The sequence below is a fragment of the Pelotomaculum propionicicum genome, from assembly GCF_004369225.1.
GTDB classification, from domain to species: Bacteria; Bacillota; Desulfotomaculia; order Desulfotomaculales; family Pelotomaculaceae; genus Pelotomaculum_B; species Pelotomaculum_B propionicicum.
Map to the genome: position 1 here is coordinate 24,247 of NZ_QFFZ01000014.1, position 22,568 is coordinate 46,814.

Genomic DNA, 22,568 nt, shown 5'->3' on the forward strand with positions numbered 1-22,568 from the left:
CTTGTATACAGGCAAAATACAGCAACGATCTATCATAAAAGCCGAGGAGATTTCAATGTCAAACCTGGCGGCCCGCCTCGAAGGTACGCTCTCTCGTGAGCTACAGGGCTTTGGCCCTGGCCCGGTCCATGGGCATCTACTACTTCACCATGCGGCTACGTAGATACGTGCTTACTTGAAAGCACCAGTCTCTTTCGGGAATCAGTTTTACGCAGCAGCCCATTTGACCTGCTGCAACCCCATACTGATTGTCAAAGAGCACAGGAATATCATGCCATGGGAACGTCTGTTTGTAAAGACACTTATCGTCCTAAACGGGCGGCCGCCCCTTTCATCCCACGGGACAAGCCCGTGGGTTTTCAGGGGAGAAGTTCTATAAACTGGTCCGTGACGGGGATTATATCCTTATAGATGCCGATCAAGGCAAGATTATTAAAGAGAGTAAATCCAAAGATTAAGGCGGAATAAAAGTATGATTATTTTAAAAAAAGCGGACGGGGCCGCAGTGCAGAATCCGGCCCTGGTAAAGGAAGCTGTTTCCGGTATTATTGAGGCGGTGCGCCGTGACGGCGACCAGGCTGTGCTGGACCTGACCCTGCGCCACGACGGTGTGCCTGTTGCTGAATTAAGAGTACCGTCGGATCTGATCAAACAAGCTTACAGTCAGGTGCCCGGGGAGACAGTTAGATTTTTGAATCTGGCAGCGGCCAGGATCAGGTCCTTTGCGGAGCAGCAGCTTAAATGCTTGCTGCCGTTGGAATATGAAAGCTCTCCCGGAGTGGTGCTCGGCCATAGGCTGATTCCCATTCAGTCGTGCGGGGCGTATATTCCAGGCGGCAGGTACCCGCTGCCCTCTTCCGCGCTGATGTCCATTATCCCGGCCAAAGCAGCCGGGGTTAAAAGAGTGGCGGCCTGTTCACCGCCCGCCAGGGACTTTTCAGGCATCCATCCCGCCGTACTGGTGGCCATGGATATCGCGGGCGCTGACGAAATATACTGCATGGGCGGCGCCCAGGCCGTAGCCGCCTATACCTACGGGACCGGTTCAGTACGGCGGGTTGACCTGATTGTCGGGCCGGGCAACATGTACGTGACAGAGGCCAAAAGGCAGGTCAGCGGGGATGTCGGTATCGACATCCTGGCCGGGCCCAGCGAGGTGCTTATTATTGCTGATGAGGACGCCTCGCCCCGCCTGGTAGCCTGTGACCTGCTGGCCCAGTGTGAGCACGATGCCGCCGCAAGGGGTATACTGGTGACAACCAGCCGCACGCTGGCGGAAAAGGTACAGGAAGCGGTTATCAACGAAAGCAAAACACTGAGCACCGGCGCGGCGGCTTTAAAGGCCTGGGAAGATAACGGCCAGGTCATCCTGGTGGAAAGCCTGGACGAGGCAGCCCTGGTCGCGGACAGCTTTGCCCCGGAACACCTGGAGCTGCAAACGCGGGAAAACGACGAACTGGCAGGCAAACTGCATAACTTCGGCTCCCTGTTTATCGGCGCCAACGCACCGGTAGCGTTTGGTGATTATATTTCCGGCACCAACCACATCCTGCCGACCATGAGTTGTTCCCGCTTTGCCAGCGGTGTGTGGGCCGGTACATTTGTGAAAGTGGCTTCTTACCAGAAGATTACCGCCGGCGGCGCGGCCGGCCTGGCCGGGGCTTGCTCGCACCTGGCCGGTTTGGAAGGGCTGCTGGCGCACCAGCGCGCGGCCGACCTGCGCAGGGGCTAACGCGGGCTTGTTAAGGTCCATAAAAGATGGGCAGGGAGGAATGTAACTGTTTCAAAATAGATATACAAAATTACACATTTAATAACAAACCATTATATAGACAAACCATTGACACGAACACCTGTTTTGATATGGTAATGGTAGGGAGTGGTGCCAATGGATAAATTATCAATATCGTCAGCTAGTAAGAATATCAAAAATATAATTAATTTAGAGGATTTATAGGAGGTGATTGCCGGTGAAAACCACGGTTAGAGGCGTCATCCTCCAGTTAACGGAAATCCAAAGAATCTTCCTCGATAATCGATGGGCCGCTATTGCGCCGCTGTAAGGTGGTCATTTAAGAGACTTATGGACAATTGGAAAACCCAGGATATACGCCTGGCTGTACAGGGCAAGTTCAGCCTCAACTCCCGCCAGGCCAATGATGCTGTATACGATGCCCAGGCAACAATAAAATCACAGAAAGAGCTGGTTAAACTAAATCGCGCAGGCGCCGCAAACAACTGGATAAATTGGGGATTTTTTACGTTCCCACGGAAGCTAACTTCATATTTGCCGATTTGGGTGTGGAAATGAGTGTTTTATTCCCTGAACTGCTGAAAAGGGGGGTTATTATCCGCCCCGGAAGTTACTGGGGCTACCCCACCTTTGCCCGGATTACCATTGGCACTCCTGATGAAAACCAGTTTTTCCTTGAACAGCTGGCAGATGCCCTGAACTCATTAAAAGAGTCTTAAGTTAATTTAGGGGATAATGTACTTACTACTGACCCGGGCATGGGGATTATCCGGCACGCTGACGCCGGGTACGAAAGAGCTATGGAAGTAGCCAGGAAAAACGGTATAAAAATACCGATGCTGGAGTCCTAAAACGTTAGAAGGTGTTTTGAGCAAATGCCTAAACAAGAAGCTGACTTTTTGTTAATTCACGCTGGCCAACTGGTTACCGTGGCGGGGGCTTCCGATAACCCCAAGCGGGGAGACAGCCTGGCAGAAATCGGGGTAATCAAGGATGGAGCGGTAGCGGTCAAGGACGGAGTAATCACAATAGTGGGAACTACCCTGGAGGTGCTTGACCAGATAGAATTCTACCCCGGCATGAAAGTGCTTGACGCGGGCGGGCAGGTTGTCCTGCCCGGCCTGGTTGACCCCCATACCCACCTGGTGTTCGCCGGTTCGCGCGAGCATGAATTTGCTTTAAAAATCCAGGGGATGAGCTACCTGGAAATATTAAAAGCGGGCGGAGGCATTCTTTCCACTGTCCGGAGCACTCGCTCCGCTACCAAAGAGGAATTGTACAGGACAGCCCGGGGCTACCTGGACCAGATGCTCAGCCAGGGCACCACGACCTCGGAGGCCAAGAGCGGCTATGGCCTGACAGTTGATGACGAGCTTAAGATGCTGGAGGTAATCAGGGAACTGGCCCGGGACCCACCCGGTGGACCTGGTTCCCACTTTCCTGGGGGCGCACGCGGTGCCTGAAGAGTACCTGGATGACCCGGAGGGCTACCTCTCCCTCATAATTGAAGAAATGCTGCCGGACGTGGTGGATCTGGGACTGGCTGAATTCTGCGACGTGTTCTGCGAGGAAGGGGTCTTTTCGGTGGACCAGTCCCGCCGCTTGCTGCTGGAGGCCAAGAAAGCCGGCCTGAGCCCTAAAATACATGCTGATGAAATTGTTTCTCTCGGCGGCGGTGAGCTTGCCGCCGAAGTTGGCGCCATATCCGCGGACCATCTGATGGCTGTTTCTGAAGAGGGGATTAGAGCTCTGGCCCAAAGCGACACTGTGGCTGTACTCCTGCCCGCCTCCACCTTTTGTTTGATGAGCGGGCAATACGCGCCGGCCAGGAAAATGATCCGGGAGGGAGTGGCGGTGGCGCTGGCCAGTGATTTTAACCCCGGCAGCAGCCCGGTTAATTCACTGCCCGTGGTCATGGGAATTGCCTGCCGGCAGTTTAAAATGACGCCGGCTGAAGTAATATCGGCGACAACCATCAATGCCGCCCATGCCATTGGCAGGGCATTAGAAATCGGCAGCATTGAGACAGGGAAAAAGGCCGACCTGGTGGTTTTTAACGCCCCAACGTACAGCTACCTGCCGTACCGTTTCGGCACGAATTTGGTTAAGACGGTGATCAAGGACGGCAATGTGGTCATAGGAGGACTAGCTTGAGTGAAATTGTGGGCCTGGTACCGCAGGAAGCGCTGATTGACGCTGTGGAATTCTACCTGCAGCTGGAGAATTTTCAGAAGGATCAGATCCTGTAAAACAGGCTTAAATAAAACGGGTTGGTAAAGTTGGGGACATAGCTCGGCCTGTAAGTTAGGCCTCAAATAGAGATGTCTCATTCCTTAACGTCGTCAGGGGTGCCTATGGTCAGAAGAATAGCCAGTTTGCCTATACTTGAGGGTGCACTCATGACTTGAGCCTCCTGTTTGAATGGCATTTTCAGAGTAGATACAATGCGTTTACTGCAAAGTCCTGCTTTGGAGGCCTGTATTTTGGAAAATATTGCTTATATAATCAACCTTTACTGAACTTAACAAATGACCAACAGGTTAATACCGGTTGGTCGCTTTCTTTGATAGGAATTATTAGATTTGTTATCGAATTTAAGTAAATGGTTATACCTATTGCTGAAAGCGCATTAGCCGAAGGAGCAGAAGTTAATGCCGGACAAAGTACAGGCCCCGGGCAACAGCTTTAACCGCTATGAGTTCGCCGGCGCGTTTGGTGACCTGGGCACCCTTATACCTTTTGCCATAGCCTATATCATGGTGCTGAAAATAGACCCGCTGGGTTTGCTGTTTACCTTTGGTGTTATGTTAATCGGCGCCGGGCTTTATTATAAGACACCGGTGCCGGTACAGCCAATGAAAGCGATCGGCGGCGCCGCCATTACTCAGGCTGCCGCGATTACACCAGGTATGGTCTGGGGGGCGGGCATATTCACCGGCATCTTTTGGCTGGCCATGGGTTTGACCGGAGCTCTGGACCTGATCACCAGGTTCACCAGTAAACCTGTGATAAGAGGAATAGTTCTGGGCCTGGGCCTGTCTTTTATCACTCAGGGCGTGACAATGATGCTGGGCGATTTCATCATTGCCGCCATTGCTCTGGCTATCACTTTTTTGCTGCTCAACAATAAGCGCATCCCCGCCATGTTTGTGTTAATCATCTTTGGAGTCGGGGCTGCCCTCCTGAAAAACCCGGACCTGCTTAAGGAGTTGTCCCGGATCCACTTTGCTTTTCAATTGCCCCGCCTGGTCTGGGGACAGGTTTCCTGGAACGATTTCCTAAGGGGCGCGTTGATCCTGGGTATTCCGCAGATTCCGCTAACATTTGGCAACGCCGTGCTCGCCATCACGGCTGAAAACAACAGGCTGTTTCCGGAGCGGCAGGTTAATGAAAAAAAGATGGCCATCTCCCAGGGGATTCTAAATCTCTTCTCGCCGCTTTTGGGGGGCATCCCCGTCTGCCACGGGGCGGGCGGCATGGCCGGACATGTCCGCTTTGGGGCGCGGACCGGCGGCGCTTTAATCATCCTGGGTGTTGTTTTATTGATAGCCGGGTTGTGTTTCAGCAGCTCTGTACTGCTGATATTGGAAATCTTCCCCTCAAGTGTTTTAGGTGTGATCTTGTTTTTCGCCGGTTTGGAGCTGGCAGCTTCAGCTCGCGACGCTGGCAGTGAGAAGAGTGATTACTACATACTGCTGATCACCGCCGGGTTTGCCATCTGGAACATGGGCGCCGGATTCCTGGCCGGCATAATCACACAGGAACTGATTAAAAGAAATTTGTTTAAGATTTAAACTCCTCCGCCAGCTCCAGGATCCTTTGCAGGGTCTTTTCCCGGCGCGCGTTGATCGCCTCAAAATTCATGAAAGGCACGTAGTATTTCTCCATTTCGTCATGCGCCTTTTTCGCCCGCCCGATAAAAGATATGGCCTGCTCCATACACTGGCGGTACATGCCCCGCGCGGCGCCTTTTTCCGCGAGGAAGGCCGCGTTGACCACCGGGTCCGTACAGGTCATGGTGTCGATAACGCTGTCTCCTTCCTTGGGTTTGTAGATATGCGGCTCCACGTTGTTGATTACCGCCAGGTCCAGGTCGTGAATTACCAGGTGGTCGATATTGCTGGGATTCAGCGCGCAGTGAAAGGCTGTTACATTGTAACCCCTGGCCAGGGCCGCTTCCAGCATGCGGCTGACCAGGATATTTTTGCCCGTGCCGTCGTCCCCCTCGATAATGTACCTTTTGCCAAGGCAGCCGACTACGGTTTCCAGGTGGCTTACCGGACCGTCCGGCGTAATGGCGGTGGCAAACAGGCGCCTGACTTTAGGCTTGCGGTCCAGCCGGGGCTGGCCGTCAAATATCTCGCCTGCCAGGTCAGCGACCATTCTGTTAAAGGTCCCCACATTAAAGGCATCACTTTCCGTGTAGTAAGACTCTACCTCGTCAAGAAAAAGTTTGGCTCCGGCCAGGTAGGCGTAAGCGTGTTTAAAAAGACGCCCCACCTCCCTGTTAATGGCCAGGATTTCTTTTTTATTGCCGCGGATGCCCCGGTCATTCCAATGGTCCCCCAAGTGGATAATTTCATCAACCGCACCCGGATTTTTGGGGTCCACGACGTGCGGCGCCGTGCCGTCGAGCATGGCGACGCCTATAGACGGAATACAGATGCCGTCCAGGGACCCGTTGTCTGAAGAGCAGCAGTGAAATTCCAGATCATAGCCCCGCGCCAGCATCTCTTCGCCGATCCTGCGCATGAATGTCGATTTCCCCACACCGGGACCGCCTTTTAAAATGAATATATGGGTCGCGTCTTTTTCAATAATGTGGTCATAGAAGGAATAAAAGCCTCTGGCAGTGTTCCCGCCCGGAAAAAGTTTGACTAGCTTTCCTCTGGTCATTTTTCAACCTCCCAATTATTAAATAAGTCCCCAAACAAACAACCGTTTTCTATATCCCTCCTCTGCTTGAAGCAAGGAAAAGACACCAAGAAAACGGTGTTACATTGCTTTTCTCCTGGCGCCTTTGCCCGGATATGTTAATTTTTTAAACGCAGTATAATAATATGTGACACCAGGCTGAATATGTCACAGCGCCCGTTAACTCAAAAATTTATATCTTTTTTAAAAAGGCCGTGTTAAAATACAAGCTAGAATTGTGCAAATATTTTTATAAAATCTGTCCTCTAAGAAAGGTGCGTCCCTATGTTCGGGACAAGGATTGTCATCGCCGATGCTGATGTGGGCAATCGTAAAAGAATAAAAGAAATGCTTGTGCAGGCCGGTTACATGGTGACAGCGGAAGTAGGGGACGGACGAAGCGCCTTAAAGGTGATCTTTCAGACTGAGCCTGACCTTGTGATCATGGACTCCAAACTGCCTGGTGTCCAGGGTCTGGGTATCATCAGGATTATCGAGGAGCACCGGACCGCGCCGGTGATCCTGATGATAGAGTCACATGAGGAAGGTCTGCTGGAGGAAGTAAAAGATTACTGGATCTTTGGCTGCCTGCCCAAACCCCTGAGTGATGTACAGCTATTCCCGGCTATTGAGATTGCCCTGGCCAATTTTAAGAAATTTACGAAATTGGTGGAGGAGAACAAGCGGCTTAAAACCGCCCTTGAGGAAAGAAAACTGGTGGAAAAGGCCAAGGGCATGGTTATGGAAGCAAAGGGCTTAAATGAGCAGGAGGCTTATAAATATTTGCAGAAAATTAGTATGGATAAATGTGTGCCTATAGCGAGGGTTGCCCGCAGTGTAATTAAAGTGCTTAAAAAAATGTAAAAAATTTTCTCTAAATTTATTGATTAATATTAATTTTATGCTATAATTATTAAATCAATTGACCATATGATTTTGGGGCAACGGCGTCCTGTGAAAGACTTTGTTTGTACACGGTCTTTCCAGGGCGTTTTTTGTTTTGGGAGGGAGCATTCTATGAACACTTTCACAAGGGAAGAGGTTCTGGAAAAGGCTAAAGAATACAATGTCAAGTTCATACGGCTGCAGTTCACTGACGTTTTTGGTGTTTTTAAAAACATCGCGGTTACTGTGGAAGAACTGGTAAGAGCCCTGGACGGGCAGATTATGTTCGACAGCTCGGTTATTGAAGGGTTTGTGCGCAACAGGGAAAGCGATATCTACCTGCGTCCCGACCCGTCCACCTTTGAAATTTTCCCCTGGCGCCCGCGGGATGGTTCAGTTGCCCGGCTGATTTGCGATGTTTACGCGCCGGACGGCAGTCCGTACTGCGGTTGTGCGAGGTCCGCCCTGAAAAGGATAGCCGGCAATGCGTCCAAGTTGGGATTTAACCTGCAGGTAGGCGCCCAGATTGAGTTTTTTCTGTTCAACATGGACGCTAAAGGCAAGCCTACCACCATCACGCACGACCAGGCGGGATACTGCGACCTGTCACCGGTTGACCTGGGTGAAAACGCCCGGCGTGACATGGTGCTGACCCTGGAAGAGATGGGCTTTGAAATTTCTTCGTCCCACCACGAGAAGGCGCCCGGGCAGCATGAAATATTTATCAAAGAAGACAGCGCCCTGGCCATATCAGATAAAATAGCCACTTTTAAGTTTGTGGTGCGCACTATCGCGCAGCGGCACGGGCTGCACGCCTCTTTTATGCCTAAACCGATCAGTAAGCTGAGCGGCTCCGGCATGCATTTAAACCAGTCCCTCTGGAGCGACGGCAGGAATGTGTTTGACGACCCTGCCGGGCAGCTGGGGCTCAGTGAAATTGCTTACAACTATATTGGCGGCATACTGCGGCACGCAAGATCGATCACCGCCGTCGCCAACCCGCTGGTCAACTCATACAAGCGCCTCCTGGCCAATAACCTGTGTCCGGTCTTGATTTCCTGGTCGGAAAGCAACCGCAGCACCATGATCCGGGTGCCTGCGGAGCGGGGAGACGGAGCCAGGATTATCCTGCGCAGCCCTGACCCAACCTGCAATCCATACCTGGTCCTGGCCGCTTCCCTGGGAGCGGGCCTGCGAGGTATAAATGAAAAGATCGTGCCGCCGCCGCCGCGTCCGGAAGACAGCCCCGAGCCGGCAGACCTGGTTGAACTGGTGAAAAAGGAAGGTTTGCCCCGTAGCCTGGGCGAGTCGCTGCAGGCGCTGGCGAGGGATGAGTTCATTCAGAAGACCCTGGGTAAGAACATTTCCATCCGGTTCATGGAAAGCAAGGAGTTGGAGTGGGAGAGGTTCCAGGCTGAAGTGCACAAGTGGGAGCTTGATGAGTACCTGATCAACCACTAGAATTAACATTTCCCGCTTAGCGGGAGCGTTAATAAATAACTTTACCGGAAGGAGGAATTTGTTAGAAGAGTCAAGGATAATAGAAAGTTTAAACTAGAGATATTAAAGGAGGATGTTAAACAATGACGTTTAGCAAAGGACTAAAGTCGAATGATGTTTTAGGTACAGCGAATCGCGGCAACCCGGCCGAATCAGGGTTATGCACATTATGCCGGGCGGATTGCCAGGGCAGATGCGAAACCTTTATGTCCTGCATGAAAGGACGTAAAATGCTTTATCCCAGAGATTTCGGAGCTGTTACTGCAGGCAGCGACAATATCACTCATGTGGGAGTTTCCTATAATTCCCTCCGCATACAGGGTTACAACTATGGGGCCTATGGCCTCTCCAAAGGCCTTTCCAATCAAGCGGATGACTGCATCTTCCCCAATGTTAATATCGAAGTAGAATTTGGTAATGAAGTCAAGACCAAATCCAGGCTGCCCATCCTGTCTGGTGCTTTGGGCTCCACATTTGTTGCCGCAAAGTACTGGGAGTCTTTTGCGGTCGGCGCGGCTCTCGTCGGTTATCCGATTGTCGTCGGTGAAAACGTTGTTGGGGTTGACAAACAGTCGATTATCAAAAACGGTAAGATTGAAGTGTCGCCTGAACTGGACCGCAGGGTTGATACCTATCTCCGTTATCATGACGGTTACGGCGCGATTATTGTTCAGATGAACGTTGAGGATACCCGCAACGGTGTTGCAGATTATGTCATCAACAAATACGGCGACAAAGCGATTATCGAACTGAAATGGGGGCAAGGCGCTAAGGATATCGGCGGCGAAATCCAGGTAACTGACCTTGAGTATGCTATTTTCCTGAAAAACAGGGGTTATATCGTAGACCCGGATCCCACCCTGCCCGAAGTCCAGCAGGCATTTAAATCCGGAGCCATCCGTTCATTCGCCCGCCACAGCCGCCTGGGCTACACTGATCTTTCAAATTATGATCAGGTCAGAGAGTCTTTCATGACGGCAATTGAAGAATTAAGGAGCAAAGGGTATAAGAGAATTACCTTGAAGACCGGGTCCTATGGTATGGAAGCACTGGCCATGGCCATCAAATTTGCCACGGACGCCAAACTGGACCTTCTCACCATTGACGGTTCCGGCGGCGGTACCGGCATGAGCCCGTGGAATATGATGGAGACCTGGGGCGTCCCTTCAATCCTGCTCCATGCCAAGTCCTACGAGTATGCAAGCATCCTGGCTCAAAAAGGCCAAAAAGTCGTTGACCTGGCCTTTGGCGGCGGCATTGCCAGGGAAGATCAGATGTTTAAGGCTTTGGCCCTGGGCGCCCCGTTTGCGAAGATGATTTGTATGGGCAGAGCGACAATGATCCCTGGTTTCCTGGGAGCAAATATTGAAGGAGTACTGAAACCCGAGCGCAAAGCGGCTTTGAGCGGGAACTGGAATGAACTGGCGAAGTCTGTAGCGGAAATTGGCACCAAGCCTGAGGAAATCTTTGCAGGATATTATGACGTTCAGAAAAAAGTGGGCGCCAGTGAAATGAAGAATATCCCGTTCGGTGCCATCGCTATTTGGACACTTTGTGATAAATTAGCAGCCGGCCTGCAGCAGCTTCTCGCCGGAGCCCGCAGGTTCAACATCTCGGAGATTTCCAGATTTGACCTGACATCCGGCAACAGAGAAACTGAAAGAGAAACCGGCATTCCATTTATCACTGAAGTTCAGGATGAAGCTGCCAAGAGACTGTTAAACAGCTAATATAAAACTAATTTGGCGCAGTACAGTTATAAGGTTATTAATTTAAGAAATATTGATTTTCCACATAAAAAAATATAGAATATTGTAAAGATTATAGTATGGGTACAAAGATGTACCTGTTGCAGTTGGCAATGATGCCCTCTTAAGGTTTATTTAAGCCTGTCCGGGGGCATCTTATCTTATGATTGATTTTTGAAACAGGAGGCATGCATTATGGGAGAAGCAAGGGTAATAATAGTTGACAGCGATGCCGCCTGGAGAAAAAACATTAAAAAAATGATCGGCAAAATGGGCTACTGGGTTATCGGCGAAGCTGAGGATGGATTGACGGGCTTAAAGCTGCTCAGGGCCAGGCAGCCTGACCTTGCGATCATTGAAGCTTTCCTGCCGGGTATGGACGGCTACGAACTGGCCAGGATTATTCATGAGGATAAGCTCGCGCCGGTTATACTAATTGCCGCGTCTACCCAGCAAAATGTTATTGAAAAGGCGAAGACCGCCAAGGTGTTTTCTTTTCTGGTCAAGCCCGAGTTGGAATACAACCTGATCCCGGCCATTGAGCTGGCCCTGACCAATTACCAGGAGATCATCAGACTGGAAGGTGAGATTAAAGATCTGAAAGAAACGCTGGAGACCAGGAAGGTTATAGAAAGGGCCAAAGGGATCTTGATGGAGACCATGGGCATCTCGGAAACAGAAGCATTTAAGCGGATCCAGAAGCAGAGTATGAATAAGCGTATTTCTATGCGGGCTGTCGCTGAGGCTATTATTTTAGCCCATAACCTGTGATTTAAAAAGTATTCTTTTGTCAATATTTTACCGGAAGTCTATTTTATTTTCAGAATTCTATGATATACTGGTAAATATATTCGCCTACAACCGAAAACCAGGGTACAACGTCGTACCTTTAATGGGCAATGAGGCCTAAAGACAGGATTATTATACCTGTTTTATTGGTCTTTTTTTCTTAATTGACCCGCCCTGGTATCTAAGGAGCGAATATCAATTGCCTATAAACGAAAGGTGTGAGTCTTATATGGCTAAGCTTACCAACGATGATGTGCGTAGTCTGGCTAAGGAATGGGGAGTAAAATTTATCCGCCTGCAGTTTACGGATATTTTTGGGATCCTCAAAAATGTTGCCATTACTGTTGAACAACTGCAAAAGGCCCTTGAGGGCGAATTAATGTTTGACGGCTCTTCCATCGACGGCTTTGTCCGCATTGAGGAATCGGACATGTACCTGCGTCCCGACCCTTCAACGTTTACGGTTTTCCCCTGGAGGCCCAGGGACGGCGCTGTGGCAAGATTGATTTGCGACATCTACAACCCGGACGGCACTCCTTTCGCGGGAGACCCCCGCAACGTTTTGCGCAGGGCTATACAGGAAGCGGGCGAGATGGGGTACACCATGAATGTGGGCCCGGAACTGGAATTTTATCTTTTCCATATCGACAATGAGGGCAGGCCCACCACGAACACGCAGGACCGCGCCGGTTATTTTGACATGGCGCCGGTGGACCTGGGTGAGAACGCCCGGCGGGATATGGTGCTAATCCTGGAACAGATGGGCTTTGAAATAGAGGCCTCTCACCATGAAGTGGGGAGCGGCCAGCACGAGATTGACTTTAAATATTCAGACGCTTTGGATATAGCGGATAAAATTGTCACCTTCAAGTTTGTTGTGCGCACGACCGCTCAGCGGCACGGCCTGCATGCCACTTTTATGCCTAAGCCTATATACGGAATAGCCGGGTCCGGCATGCACACAAACCAGTCGCTGATGAAAAACGAAGAAAATGTTTTCTACAACCCGACAGCTCCCGACGGTCTCAGCCAGGAATGTATGTATTATGTGGGCGGCCTGATGGAACACGTCAAGGCCATCACCGCTGTGGCCAACCCCACCGTCAATTCATACAAACGCCTGGTATCCGGTTTTGAGGCGCCTGTGTACATCGCCTGGTCCGGGCGGAACAGAAGCCCGCTGATTAGGATCCCGGCAAAAAGAGGCCTTTCCACCAGGATAGAGCTTAGAAGCCCCGACCCCTCCTGCAACCCTTATCTGGCTCTGGCGGTATGCCTGAAGGCGGGACTAGACGGCATCAAGAATAAAATCATGCCGCCGGCCCAGTGCAACCGGAATATCTATGAGATGACCGCGGCTGAGAGGAAAGAACTGGGTATCGGCAGCCTGCCGGAAAGTCTTAACCAGGCCATCCTGGAACTGAAAAACGACCAGGTGATTAAAGAAGCCCTGGGCGAGCATGTGTTCAACAGGTTCATTGAGGCCAAGCAGATTGAGTGGGACCGCTACCGGATCCAGGTTCACCCCTGGGAGACTGATGAATACCTGTCCAAGTTTTAAACGCTTTTTGTAGCATAAAACCTATTTAGTTTGACACGACGTTGTGCCAATATAGAGTTAAGGCAATGGGGCCTTTACTACAGCTCGCGGTATGTTTGCGTGCGCCTGTGGTAGAGGCCTTATTTTTTTAGCAAAAAGTATGATAGTGAGGTTGCATAATATGAACGGCAGTGGATTGCCTCCCAAACAAGGACTTTATGACCCAAAGTTTGAGCGTGACGCCTGCGGCATCGGTTTTGTGGCAAATATTAAAGGCGTAAAATCAAACGATATTATAAAAAAGGCGCTGACTGTTCTGCAAAACCTCGACCACCGCGGAGCCAGGGGGGCTGAATTGAATACCGGGGACGGCGCTGGAATTCTCATGCAGATACCGCATGGTTTTTTTGAGAAGGAATGCTCCGCGCTGGGTTTTCAACTGCCACCCGCCGGCAGCTACGGAGTCGGTATGCTCTTTTTGTCCACCGATGAAGCGCTGCGTATAAAGTGTGAACAAGAACTGGCCAGGATTATCCATGAAGAAGGGCAGACCCTGCTGGGCTGGCGCACTGTCCCGACGGATAATTCCACGATTGGTGAAACAGCGAGAAAAGTTGAACCATACATACGCCAGGTTTTTGTAGCTAAAAACCCGGTGGTAGGGGACAAGATGGCTTTTGAGCGCAAACTGTACATTATTCGCAAGCGCGCTGAAAACGAGGTGCGCGCCAGGCTGCTGCAGGGCGGCGGGACTTTCTATTTCCCGAGTTTTTCCTGCAGGACCATTGTCTATAAAGGAATGCTCATCCCGGAACAGGTCACCGAGTATTATACCGACCTTAACGACCCTGACCTGGAGACGGCGCTGGCGCTGATCCACTCACGTTTCAGCACCAACACCTTTCCCAGCTGGGAGCGGGCGCACCCGTACCGTTATTTAATCCATAACGGAGAAATAAACACACTGCGCGGCAACATCAACTGGATGAACACCCGCCAGGCTATGTGCGAATCTGAACTATTCGGGGAAGATATGGCCAAAATATTCCCGGTAATTGACCAGGACGGCAGCGACTCAGCCATGTTTGACAACTGCCTGGAGTTTCTTTCGCTCACCGGCCGCTACCTGCCTCAGGCGGCGATGATGATGATTCCGGAGCCCTGGGCCAACCACGAAAGTATGAGTGATGAGAAAAAAGCTTTTTACCAGTACCACAGCTGTCTGATGGAGCCGTGGGACGGCCCCGCTTCCATTGCTTTTACCGACGGCTCAATTATCGGGGCGGTGCTCGACCGGAACGGCCTGAGACCGTCACGCTACTACGTCACCAAAGACGATTTAATCGTTCTGGCCTCTGAGGTAGGTGTGCTGGACATCCCGGCTGAGGACGTGGTGCTCAAAGAGCGGCTGCGCCCGGGGCGCATGCTCCTTGTCGACACGGAAGAGGGGCGGATAGTCAGCGACGAGGAATTGAAACATACCATGGCCGCGCAGCATCCTTACCGGCAGTGGCTGGACCAGTACCTGACGCCCCTGGAGGAAGTGCCGGAAGCTCCCGTGGTTCCGGAGACCTGCCGGGAGACACTGCTGATGCGGCAGAAGATCTTCGGCTATACCTTTGAGGACCTTTTTAAGGTTTTGGAACGTATGGCTAAAGACGCGGTTGAACCGGTCGGGTCAATGGGCAACGACGCTTCACTGGCGGTCCTTTCAGAAAAGCCGCAGCTCTTGTACAACTATTTTAAGCAGCTGTTTGCCCAGGTGACCAACCCGCCTATTGATTCCATCCGCGAGGAGATTATATTTGCCGTCGAGACTGTTATCGGTCCGGAAAAGAACCTGATTAAGCCTGAGCCTGACAGCTGCCGGCAGATCAGCATTAAAAAGCCTATTCTAACTAACGAAGAATTGGCCAAGCTGCGCCATATCAATGTCAACGGTTATAAAACAGTAACGCTGCCCATCCTGTTCAAAGCGGGATCAGGCAGCGCCGGTCTGGAGGCAGCCTTGGATAACCTGTTCAGCGAGGCGGACCAGGCCATTGACAACGGTGCCAGCTTTTTAATCCTGTCAGACCGGGGTGTTGACGCCGATTTTGTGCCTATTCCCGTCCTGCTGGCCATGTCCGGCCTGCACCACCACCTGATCCGGGAAGGGAAACGGACCAGGGTCAGTATCCTGCTGGAATCGGGGGAGCCGCGTGAAGTACATCACTTTGCGGTTCTGATCGGCTACGGCGCCAGCGCCATCAATCCCTATCTCGCCTTTGAGACGCTGGAAAGCATGTGCGATCAAGGATTGATGACCGGCATTACTGCCCGGGAGGCAATAAAGAATTATATTAAGGCTGCCGTCAAGGGTGTGGTCAAGGTAGCTTCCAAAATGGGCATTTCCACTATCCAGAGCTACCGGGGCGCTCAAATATTTGAGGCAGTCGGCATTGCCAAGCCGGTTATTGATAAATACTTTACCTGGACCCCTTCCCGCGTTGGGGGAGTGGGGCTTACGGAAATCACCCGTGAAGCTGAGTTGCGGCACAAACAGGCTTTCATACCGGGCAGCGGGGAAACACTTGATTCCGGTTCTGTTTACCAGTGGCGGCATGATGGTGAGGAGCATACCTTTAATCCCCAAACTATTGTAATGCTGCAGGAAGCCTGCCGCAGCAATGATTATGAGACCTTTAAGAAATATTCAGAGCTGGTTAACAACCAGAAAAATGTACTGCGCAGGTACTTAGAGTTTAAAAAAGGCAGGACGCCCGTACCTATTGAAGAAGTCGAACCGGTGGAGTCGATCTGCCGGCGTTTCAAGACCGGGGCTATGTCGTACGGGTCTATAAGTCAGGAAGCTCATGAAACCATGGCTATCGCCATGAACCGTATCGGCGGCAAAAGCAATACCGGTGAGGGCGGGGAGGACCCGGCCCGATACAAACCCCTGCCGAACGGGGACTCGCTGCGCAGTGCCATCAAACAGGTGGCTTCGGGCAGGTTCGGTGTCACCAGCGAGTATCTAACCAATGCGGATGAGATACAGATAAAGATGGCACAAGGGGCGAAGCCCGGTGAAGGCGGGCAGCTGCCCGGGCGCAAGGTTTATCCATGGATCGCCAGGGTCAGGGGTACCACAGCCGGTGTGGGCTTGATCTCGCCCCCGCCGCACCACGATATTTATTCTATTGAGGACCTGGCGGAATTAATCCACGACTTGAAGAACGCCAACCCGGGCGCCAGGATTAACGTCAAGCTGGTATCTGAGGTTGGAGTAGGAACAATTGCCGCCGGGGTGTCGAAGGGACGGGCGGATGTGGTGCTTATCAGCGGCTACGACGGCGGTACCGGCGCTTCACCCCGCACCAGCATCAGTCATGCCGGCCTGCCCTGGGAGCTGGGGGTTGCGGAGACCCACCAGACCCTGGTGCTGAATAATTTACGCGACAGAATTGTTGTCGAAACGGACGGCAAACTGATGACCGGCCGTGACGTGGCTATCGCGGCGCTGCTGGGCGCCGAGGAATACGGGTTCGCCACAGCCCCCCTGGTGGTTATGGGCTGTGTGATGATGCGGGTCTGTAACCTCGATACCTGCCCGTGCGGTGTGGCTACCCAGAATCCTGAGCTGCGCAAGAAATTTACCGGAAAGCCTGAGCATGTGGTTAACTTCATGAGGTTTATCGCCCGGGAAATGAGAGAAATCATGGCGGAACTCGGTTTCCGGACCGTTAATGAAATGATCGGCCGTACGGACGTGCTTGACCAAAAAGAAGCGGAAGAACACTGGAAGGCGAAGGGACTGGATCTTTCAGCCCTGCTCTGGCAGCCCGAGGCGCCGGAAAACATCGGCAGGTACTGCTGCAGGGAGCAATACCACGGCCTGGAGAAATCCCTGGACAGACAGGTACTGCTGGAATTATGCCGGCCGGCCCTGGATCAGGGACAGGCGGTAAAGGCCAGGCTGCAGATTAAAAATACCGACCGTGTGGTCGGCACCATTTTAGGCCATGAGATTACCCGCCGTTATGGTGGGGCTGGACTGCCGGAAGACACTGTCGACCTTTACTTTGAAGGTTCGGCCGGCCAGAGCTTCGGTGCCTTTGTACCTAAAGGGGTAACCATGACTTTGGAGGGCGACGCCAATGACCATTTTGGCAAGGGGCTCTCGGGAGGCAAGCTGATAGCTTTCCCGCCGCTAAAGGCGAACTTTGTGCCTGAAGAGAACATTATTGTCGGCAATGTTTCTCTTTACGGGGCGACATCCGGCGATGCCTACATCCGGGGTGTGGCCGGCGAGCGCTTCTGCGTCCGCAACAGCGGCGCGCACGCTGTCGTGGAAGGCGTCGGCGACCACGGCTGTGAGTACATGACCGGCGGCCGGGTGGTTGTGCTTGGTGTGACCGGCAGGAACTTTGCCGCGGGCATGTCGGGCGGGATCGCCTATGTATTGGATGAGGACGGTGCTTTTCCGGGACACTGCAACCTGGAGATGGTCGGCCTGGAAGATCTGGCGGACCCTGCCGAGGCGGCTGAAGTAAAAGATATGATCGAAAGACACTTCCAGTATACCCAAAGCCGGCGGGCGCGGGCGGTCCTGGACAACTGGCACGATATGAAAGCAAAATTTGTCAAGGTCATACCCAAAGACTACGCCCGTATGATCCGGGCGATCAATGAAGCCCGGCAGCTGGGCCTGAGCGGTGAGGAAGCTATAATGACCGCTTTCGAGGAAAACCTGAAAGACGTGTCAAGAGTAAGCGGAAACTAAAAAATGTCGTAAGACGTAAGCCGAGTGAGACAGGAGAACCGTCCCCTTGTCTCACTGGTAAGCCGTAAGAAATAAGGACATGGGAAATGGGACTTGAGACGTAGGAAATGAGACGTGATAATGAAAGATGGACTAAGGGGTGGACTTGAGAGGAATACCTAAATCCCACGTCCCACGACCCATATCTCACGACCAAAATGTCCTAAGACCTAAATCTTTTTTAGGAGGATATGAAAATGGGTAAGCCTAATGGATTTATGGAATTCCGGCGGGAACTTCCTTCCGACCGGGACCCGGCGGAGCGGGTCTGTGATTGGAAAGAGTTTCACAACCAGCTGCCGGAGGAGGAGTTAAAAAAGCAAGCAGCGCGCTGCATGGATTGCGGCACACCTTTTTGCCACACCGGGATGATTATCAACGGCATGGTATCAGGCTGCCCCAACCATAACCTGATCCCCGAGGTTAATGATTTGGTTTACCGCGGCCTATGGAGAGAAGCCCTGGCGCGGCTGACCAAAGTCAATAACTTCCCGGAGTTTACCTCCAGAGTATGCCCGGCTCTCTGTGAGGGGGCGTGTACCGCCGGGCTTGCCGCCGAGCCTGTCACTACCAGGAATATCGAGGCCGCTGTCATTGAAAAAGCTTATGAAGAGGGCTGGATCGTGCCAAGACCGCCGCTTAGCCGCACCGGCAAAAAGGTTGCCGTGGTTGGTTCAGGCCCTTCAGGTTTAGCCTGCGCCGACCAGCTAAACAAGGCCGGTCACTGGGTGACGGTATTTGAGAGAGCTGACCGTATCGGTGGATTATTAATGTACGGCATACCCAATATGAAGCTTGAAAAATGGGTTGTCCAGCGGCGGGTCAATCTGATGGCCGCCGAAGGTATCAGTTTTATAACCAACACTGAGGTGGGCAGGGATTATCCAGCGGAGAAATTGCTTAAAGACTTCGACGCGGTGGTTCTCTGCGGGGGATCCACCAGGCCGCGCGATTTGCCCGTGCCGGGGCGCGACCTGCAGGGGATTTACTTTGCGGTTGATTTCCTGAGTGTCAACACCAAGAGCTTGCTGGATTCCAGGCTGAAAGACGGCAAGTTTGTTTCAGCCGAAGATAAAGATGTCATTGTTATCGGCGGCGGTGACACCGGCACTGACTGCGTTGGGACATCGCTGCGTCACAAATGCAGGAGTGTGAACCAGTTTGAAATTATGCCCAGGCTGCCACTTGAGCGCAGTTGGGATAACCCCTGGCCGCAGTTTCCGAGGATACATAAAACAGATTACGGCCAGCAGGAAGCTGCCGCCCTGTATGGCGACGACCCGCGCCATTACTGTATAACGGCGAAAAGATTTGTTGGTGACGAAAGCGGGAAGGTTAAAGAGGTCCATACGGTTAATGTGGAATGGATTAAAGATGACCGGGGACGTTTCACGCCTAGAGAAATCGCGGGCAGTGAAAAAATTTGGCCGGCGCGATTGGTGCTGCTGGCGATGGGTTTCACCGGGCCGGAAAACACTTTACTGGACGCGCTCGGTATCGAACGTGACGAAAGGTCAAACGCCAGGGCGGACAGTGAGTCTTATATGACCAATGTTAAAGGCATATTCGCCGCTGGTGACATGCGCCGCGGGCAGAGCCTGGTGGTATGGGCAATCAGCGAAGGACGCGGCGCCGCGCGGGAGTGTAACAAGTACCTGACAGGGAACACAGACCTTGCTTAAAAACAAGGCCGGCTGCGGCCATCAACCGTTAGATCGCAGTAAAAAAAGAAGTCAAACGGCGTGGCCGCAAACCGGCGTTAAGCCACAATTTTTTGCCTGACTCAGCGGGGCGGATAATTTTAACAGCATTCCGCCATTTGCTGTAGGCAGGGAAGATTTTCGGCAGGGCGTTGTCGAACTGGTCAAAAAGCTGGTGGTTAAAAACCATCTCCGCCTGGTCCGGAAACATGGCTATATAAAAAATCCGGGTTTCCACGAGATCCTGAAAAAAATGAGTGCCATAGGAAAGCTCAGGCATATACCCGTGCTTCTGCGATGCCACCTCGACCAGCACCGCCGCGTTGCTTATCTCCGCAAAAGATACCGGCACCCCCAGTGAGGGCGTGCTGGTTCCCCACCGGCCAGGTCCAATCAACATCACTGATTCATGCTCATCGTTACAGAAAAACCGGTTGATTTGCCCCACCAGGCGGGCAATTTCATATCGCTCTGATACCGACATCCTGCTGTACTCTTCACCCTGGATATAGACAATGCCCGTCAGCGCCTGCAAAATATTGCCGCCCATAAAGCTGCCGTTGTTGGCCAGCAGGACATTGTCAGGTGAATAGTCAAGTGAGGCCTCTTTTTTGCGTGGTTTGCCCACAGTTTGAAGGGGCCGGCACTGCAGCAGGTTGACCTTAAGCCCGGCATCAGCTGAGAAATTAGCCGTGAACTCGATATCCACAGGATAATTGTACGCCGCCTCCAGCTTTTTCAGCATCCGGCGTATTATTTGGGGGAAATCAGTCGCGGTCATAAGTTTCTCAAAGGTCAGGACCCAGGCATCGGGTTTTTTGATACCTAACTTTTTTATTTTTCGAGTGGTTTCGTGGTCACGCACCGCCAGCAGGTTCCACCCCGGGAAGTCAGCTTTAAGGCCCAGCATATCGTCCAAAACAACAGTGTCATTTTCATTTAAGTCGGTATCCAGCACATCAACCTTGTGCTGGGAGAATTTACGGATGTCTTCAAACCCGGCAGCAGGCCGCAGTGTAGGTCTGTCAAGAGCGACCAGGCGGGGGTAATCATCTTCCACCCGGTTGACCGCCCTTGTGCCCAATCCGGCCACAAGCCTCATCATCCCCGCATCCGGGTCCAGGTCCTCTCTCCACACATAGGCGTTGTGAGACATAGCCACCCCGGCCAGGTCAGGGAAGAAATATTTGGAGTGACTGGAGCCGGAAACTCGCTGGACCAGGAGCGCCATTTGTTCATCGCTGCCGGCCAGTCCTCTTTGCAGGCGGTAGGTTAACGCGTCCTCACCCATGGTGCTGGCAAAAACCCGTTTGACAGCTTTTTCAAAAGCGCAGTATCGTTCCTGGGGGCTGCCCTGGTTAACACAAAATTCACTCTTGTACTTGCCGGCGAAAGCGTTGCCGAAGGCGTCTTCAAGCAGACTGCTGGAGCGGATGATAATGGGGGATTGGCCGAAATAATCCAGGACCTGTTCGAATTGTTCGCGGATCGGGGCGGGAAAAGCTCCGTCCATGATCCTCTGCTGCAGCTCTTTAGCGGCAGTAAAGAAGTTTTCCTTCTTTTTTTGCTCCAGGCGCAATTTCCAGCAGCCGTTCTCCACTAAAAAAGTGTAGTACACGTCAGACCCTATGTAAAATGAATCATGGTGCTCAAGGTACTGTTCCCAGCAGGTATCCCTATCCGCCTTTAAAATACTGCGGGCGAGCAGCATACCGACTGTCTTACCCCCTATGAAGCCGGAGCCGATCAGCCTGTTCCTGATCTCCAGCAGGTCCTGGAGGGTAAAATAGGATTTGGCCAGGGACAGGATCCGCTCATCCCTGCCGATCATGATCTTGCACAAAAGGTCAATTATTTCCCTTTCAGCCGGGACAGCGGACTGGTCACCCTGCTCCAACCTGTCCATCAACTCCTGCGCTCTGATCAGTATCCGATCCCAGTAATCAAGCCGCCGGACAGCGTCACTGAGTTTATAGTGCTTCAGTTGGGAAAACAGCCTGGCTATATCGACACTGCTGGTGACGGGCACGAATTCCTCACCGGAGCTGACATGCGGCAGGAACATGGTTGGAGAATAGCGGTTCCAGACCTTGAGCGGGTGGACATAAAACTGGCCCTTGTGTTTATAGACATCCAGCAATAGCTGTGTTGTCTCCCGGATGCGGGCGATAGTATGATAAGAGTTGCTGTTCCTCAGCACCGCGAAGTAGGCGATAGTATTCTGTTCGAACAGGTACGGGCAGGTAACTTTGAAGAAATTGCCGATCATCAGGTCTGTCGCCCAAGCGGACAGCAGGTCGGAAAGGCTGTCAAAAACATAGAACACGCCTTCTCTTTCCCTGGAGGCAATAGTGTGCACCTCGGTGGAAAACGCCTCAAAGCCGTTGTTGGGGTCAAGTTCATAGACCTTAACACCCGGCAGGGGTTCAACAACAGCAGGGTGCAGCCCGAACCTGAGGTAAACAACCCTGCGGTTTTCCGACAGGGCCCGGGTTGCAAAAGCTCTTGTGAAATAGCGGTAGTCATTTATATCGGTTACCTGCCAGACAACATTATCTCCCAAGCGGAGTTGGCCGACAACCTTATCCAACCCGGGCAGGCCGGTGGATATACGTTCAATGGCAGACATATCAATCTTCCTCTCCTTTCCCAAGCGCCGCGAGGGGAAAAACTGCCACATATCGTAAAAAAAACAAAGGTTCCCTAACAGATGAATATCTGTTACGGAACCCCATTGCCCCATTGCTGTGAATGCGCCTTTGCATTCGCTGTATAATAATGTAAGAATATTATAACATATTATACCTGACAATGATAGAGGCGGGCTTGATTATATTTTGCCTGATCTCTCCAGGTAAAGATATATGCAAAAACGTGTACAGCTTCAATAATTATGTTAAAATTAAGAAGTCATTAAAAAGCAGTGTGGAGGTGC

At 52.0% G+C, this 22,568-nt stretch carries 14 protein-coding genes and 1 pseudogene; 13 read left to right on the plus strand and 2 right to left on the minus strand.

What is annotated here, in order from left to right; genetic code table 11:
* Positions 1-472 precede the first annotated feature (472 nt).
* The 6 genes and pseudogenes from hisD to Pmgp_RS08205 all read left to right on the plus strand — a co-directional run bounded on the left by hisD (position 473) and on the right by Pmgp_RS08205 (position 5,547).
* On the plus strand, positions 473-1,732 hold the full coding sequence (hisD, locus tag Pmgp_RS08175; RefSeq protein ID WP_134213504.1) for a histidinol dehydrogenase: 1,260 nt from the start codon (positions 473-475) through the stop codon (positions 1,730-1,732).
* A gap of 515 nt (positions 1,733-2,247) precedes the next feature.
* Positions 2,248-2,472: an aminotransferase class I/II-fold pyridoxal phosphate-dependent enzyme gene (locus tag Pmgp_RS08185; RefSeq protein ID WP_192902853.1), complete on the plus strand. Its 225-nt coding sequence runs from the start codon at positions 2,248-2,250 to the stop codon at positions 2,470-2,472.
* 27 nt (positions 2,473-2,499) lie between these two features.
* A pseudogene (locus Pmgp_RS08190) lies at positions 2,500-2,604 on the plus strand (hypothetical protein); the annotation flags it as partial.
* 24 nt (positions 2,605-2,628) lie between these two features.
* Positions 2,629-3,216 carry an amidohydrolase family protein gene (locus Pmgp_RS20690; RefSeq protein WP_345789131.1) on the plus strand — a complete coding sequence of 196 codons (588 nt, stop codon included), beginning with the start codon at positions 2,629-2,631 and terminating at the stop codon, positions 3,214-3,216.
* Positions 3,209-3,907, plus strand: a complete 699-nt coding sequence (locus tag Pmgp_RS20695; RefSeq protein ID WP_345789132.1) for an amidohydrolase family protein — start codon at positions 3,209-3,211, stop codon at positions 3,905-3,907. The genes Pmgp_RS20690 and Pmgp_RS20695 overlap by 8 nt, the downstream gene beginning before the upstream one ends.
* 497 nt (positions 3,908-4,404) lie before the next feature.
* Positions 4,405-5,547: a putative sulfate/molybdate transporter gene (locus tag Pmgp_RS08205; protein WP_134213506.1), complete on the plus strand. Its 1,143-nt coding sequence runs from the start codon at positions 4,405-4,407 to the stop codon at positions 5,545-5,547.
* On the opposite strand, the gene Pmgp_RS08210 is transcribed toward Pmgp_RS08205, so the two are convergent.
* Positions 5,537-6,649, minus strand: coding sequence for a PRK06851 family protein (locus tag Pmgp_RS08210; RefSeq protein WP_134213507.1), 1,113 nt, complete (start codon positions 6,647-6,649; stop codon positions 5,537-5,539). The genes Pmgp_RS08205 and Pmgp_RS08210 overlap by 11 nt on opposite strands.
* A 303-nt stretch (positions 6,650-6,952) precedes the next feature.
* On the opposite strand from Pmgp_RS08210, the gene Pmgp_RS08215 reads away from it, so the two are divergent.
* The 7 genes from Pmgp_RS08215 (at position 6,953) to Pmgp_RS08245 (ending at position 19,615) form a co-directional block, all read left to right on the plus strand.
* Positions 6,953-7,531 (plus strand): ANTAR domain-containing response regulator, encoded by a 579-nt coding sequence (locus Pmgp_RS08215; RefSeq protein WP_134213508.1) that lies wholly within the window; start codon positions 6,953-6,955, stop codon positions 7,529-7,531.
* A gap of 153 nt (positions 7,532-7,684) precedes the next feature.
* Positions 7,685-9,013: a type I glutamate--ammonia ligase gene (gene glnA / locus Pmgp_RS08220; protein ID WP_134213509.1), complete on the plus strand. Its 1,329-nt coding sequence runs from the start codon at positions 7,685-7,687 to the stop codon at positions 9,011-9,013.
* Between the two features lie 122 nt (positions 9,014-9,135).
* A complete protein-coding gene (locus Pmgp_RS08225) occupies positions 9,136-10,782 on the plus strand; it encodes a glutamate synthase-related protein (protein WP_134213510.1) in 1,647 nt (548 codons plus the stop codon).
* Between the two features lie 213 nt (positions 10,783-10,995).
* Entirely contained in the window at positions 10,996-11,571 is a 576-nt protein-coding gene (locus tag Pmgp_RS08230) for an ANTAR domain-containing response regulator (RefSeq protein WP_134213511.1), read from the plus strand.
* Between the two features lie 247 nt (positions 11,572-11,818).
* Positions 11,819-13,150: a type I glutamate--ammonia ligase gene (glnA, locus tag Pmgp_RS08235; protein ID WP_134213539.1), complete on the plus strand. Its 1,332-nt coding sequence runs from the start codon at positions 11,819-11,821 to the stop codon at positions 13,148-13,150.
* A gap of 160 nt (positions 13,151-13,310) precedes the next feature.
* Entirely contained in the window at positions 13,311-17,894 is a 4,584-nt protein-coding gene (gene gltB / locus Pmgp_RS08240; protein ID WP_134213512.1) for a glutamate synthase large subunit, read from the plus strand.
* 236 nt (positions 17,895-18,130) lie between these two features.
* Positions 18,131-19,615 (plus strand): glutamate synthase subunit beta, encoded by a 1,485-nt coding sequence (locus Pmgp_RS08245; protein WP_134213513.1) that lies wholly within the window; start codon positions 18,131-18,133, stop codon positions 19,613-19,615.
* A gap of 28 nt (positions 19,616-19,643) precedes the next feature.
* Here the strand turns inward: Pmgp_RS08245 and Pmgp_RS08250 are convergent, their stop codons facing one another.
* Positions 19,644-22,262, minus strand: coding sequence for a PEP/pyruvate-binding domain-containing protein (locus Pmgp_RS08250; RefSeq protein WP_134213514.1), 2,619 nt, complete (start codon positions 22,260-22,262; stop codon positions 19,644-19,646).
* Between the last annotated feature and the right edge of the window lie 306 nt (positions 22,263-22,568).